This window comes from Sphingopyxis sp. HIX (assembly GCF_001468285.1).
Classification (GTDB): Bacteria; Pseudomonadota; Alphaproteobacteria; order Sphingomonadales; family Sphingomonadaceae; genus Sphingopyxis.
In genome coordinates this window covers 1-1,678 of sequence record NZ_LNSB01000087.1, presented here as the reverse complement: position 1 = coordinate 1,678, position 1,678 = coordinate 1, and the positions used below count along the sequence as shown (strand labels likewise).

The following is a 1,678-nucleotide window of genomic DNA, read 5'->3' as shown; positions in this document are numbered from 1 at the left end:
CCCCTAACCCCTCCCTTTCAGGGAGGGGAATGGCTTAGTTCCACCCCAATCCGGACCTCCACACCCTCACCCAATCCCCATTGACCTCCCGCCAAAACGATATAAATATGATATCATCATTATATCGAATGATTCGGAGGGAAACATGGTCGACACGGGAACGCCCGCACTGAACCGCAGCCGCGAGGCGCGGGCGAGCACGCAGAGCGGGTATCTGATGCTCTTCATCTGGCTGCTGCTTCTCGGGCTCGCGCTCTGGGCGGGGATCAGCAACGGCAATGCCGAAGTGATGGTCGCGTGGAAGTGGATCGTCGTCGTCGCCTCGGCGATCGTCGGCACGCTCATCCTCTGCGGCTTCTATCTCATCAACCCGAATGAGGCGGCCGCCATTCAGCTGTTCGGCGCCTATAAGGGCACCGACCGCGAGGAGGGGCTGCGCTGGGTGCTGCCCTGGCTGACGCGCAAGAAGATCGCGGTGCGCGCGAACAACGTCATCTCGGAGAAGATCAAGGTCAATGACCTCCGCGGCAACCCGATCGAGATGGCGGCGCAGGTCGTGTGGCGCGTCACCGACACCGCGCAGGCGCTGTTCGACGTCGACGACTACAAGGAATTCGTGATGGCGCAGATCGAGGCCGCGGTGCGCGCGATCGGCTCGCGCTACCCCTATGACGATATCGAGCATCAGGAGATAACGCTGCGCGGCAACCACGACGAGGTCGGGGTCGAGCTCCGCAAGGCGCTGATCGAGCGGCTCGACGTCGCGGGGATCACCGTCGACGAATGCGGCCTGACGCACCTCGCCTATGCGCAGGAGATCGCCGGCGCGATGCTCCGCCGCCAGCAGGCCGAAGCGGTGATCGCGGCGCGCAAGAAGCTGGTCGAGGGCGCGGTGACGATGGTCGAGATGGCGCTCCAGCACCTGTCGGAGAAGAATGTCGTCGAGCTCGACGACGAGCGCAAGGCGGCGATGGTGTCGAACCTGATGGTCGTCCTCTGCGGCGAACGCGAGACCCAGCCCGTCGTGAACACCGGCTCGCTCTACTGAGCCGGCGACCGGGAACGACCGATGTCGACGTCCGCCAAAAAAGCCTTTGCGCTCCGCCTCGACCCCGCACTCTACGCGGCGGTCGAGCGGATCGCGGCGGCCGAACTGCGCAGCGCGAACGCCGAGATCGAGGTGTTGCTGCGCGAAGCGCTGGCGCGGCGCGGGGTGAGCGTCAAACCGCCGGTGCCCGCGAAGCGCGGGCGCCCGCCCAAGGAGGAGAGCTGAGATGTTGCACCTGTTGACGGGCGATCGCCCCTGGTTCCGGCCGCGGAGCCGCGGGTACGGCACCGGCCTGCCGATCGCTTGGCAGGGCTGGCTGGTGATCGCGCTGCACATCGCGCTGATCACCGGCATCGCGGCGCTGCTGCAGGGCCGGCCGCTGCCGCTGACCCTCGCGGTGATCGCCGCAGGCCTCGCGCCGCTCCCGATCTACCGCGCGCGGACCGAGGGCGGGTGGAAGTGGCGGTGACGCCGATCTCCCCTCCCGCAGGCGGGAGGGGCAGCGAGACTTGGAAACTTGTTTCCTAGTCGCAGCGGGGTGGGCCATGGCAACGTCGCTGCCCACCCCCGACCCCTCCCGCTTGCGGGAGGGGAGACAAGAAAGCCCTTTTCCACCGCTAGCCCCTCGCC

General features: G+C 66.8%; 3 protein-coding genes. All 3 read left to right on the top strand.

Annotation, left to right across the window (positions count from 1 at the left end):
• Positions 1 to 145: 145 nt before the first annotated feature.
• The 3 genes from ATE62_RS22625 to ATE62_RS22615 are packed head-to-tail and all read left to right on the top strand — an operon-like array spanning position 146 to position 1,517.
• Positions 146 to 1,048, top strand: a complete 903-nt coding sequence (locus ATE62_RS22625) for an SPFH domain-containing protein (protein ID WP_058809669.1) — start codon at positions 146 to 148, stop codon at positions 1,046 to 1,048.
• A 21-nt stretch (positions 1,049 to 1,069) separates the two neighbouring features.
• Positions 1,070 to 1,273 carry a hypothetical protein gene (locus tag ATE62_RS22620; RefSeq protein WP_058809670.1) on the top strand — a complete coding sequence of 68 codons (204 nt, stop codon included), beginning with the start codon at positions 1,070 to 1,072 and terminating at the stop codon, positions 1,271 to 1,273.
• 1 nt (position 1,274) lies between these two features.
• Positions 1,275 to 1,517, top strand: coding sequence for a hypothetical protein (locus ATE62_RS22615; protein ID WP_058809671.1), 243 nt, complete (start codon positions 1,275 to 1,277; stop codon positions 1,515 to 1,517).
• The last annotated feature ends 161 nt before the right edge of the window (positions 1,518 to 1,678 follow it).